This is a genomic window from Novosphingobium umbonatum (assembly GCF_004005905.1).
In the GTDB taxonomy this organism is placed as follows: domain Bacteria; phylum Pseudomonadota; class Alphaproteobacteria; order Sphingomonadales; family Sphingomonadaceae; genus Novosphingobium; species Novosphingobium umbonatum.
In genome coordinates this window covers 1-287 of record NZ_SACO01000067.1, presented here as the reverse complement: position 1 = coordinate 287, position 287 = coordinate 1, and the positions used below count along the sequence as shown (strand labels likewise).

The following is a 287-nucleotide window of genomic DNA, read 5'->3' as shown; positions in this document are numbered from 1 at the left end:
CACGAAGCGGGCTTGTTGCTTTCCTTATAAGCAAGGAAAATTCCCCAAGATGGCGCGAGTGACGGGGCTCGAACCCGCGACCCTCGGCGTGACAGGCCGATACTCTAACCAACTGAGCTACACCCGCGCAATATGCTCGGATCCTGAAGCAATCAAGAAGTGGCGCGAGTGACGGGGCTCGAACCCGCGACCCTCGGCGTGACAGGCCGATACTCTAACCAACTGAGCTACACCCGCTCACTTCTCGTTTCCTTCAGGGCAGCGCCCCTTGGGGTGACGCGCCTCTA

General features: G+C 59.6%; 2 tRNA genes. Both read right to left on the bottom strand.

From position 1 onward, the window contains the following. Positions 1-50: 50 nt before the first annotated feature. Positions 51-127, bottom strand: a tRNA-Asp gene (locus EOE18_RS18310). Between the two features lie 33 nt (positions 128-160). Continuing rightward, positions 161-237: transfer RNA gene (locus EOE18_RS18305), tRNA-Asp, on the bottom strand. Positions 238-287: the final 50 nt, after the last annotated feature.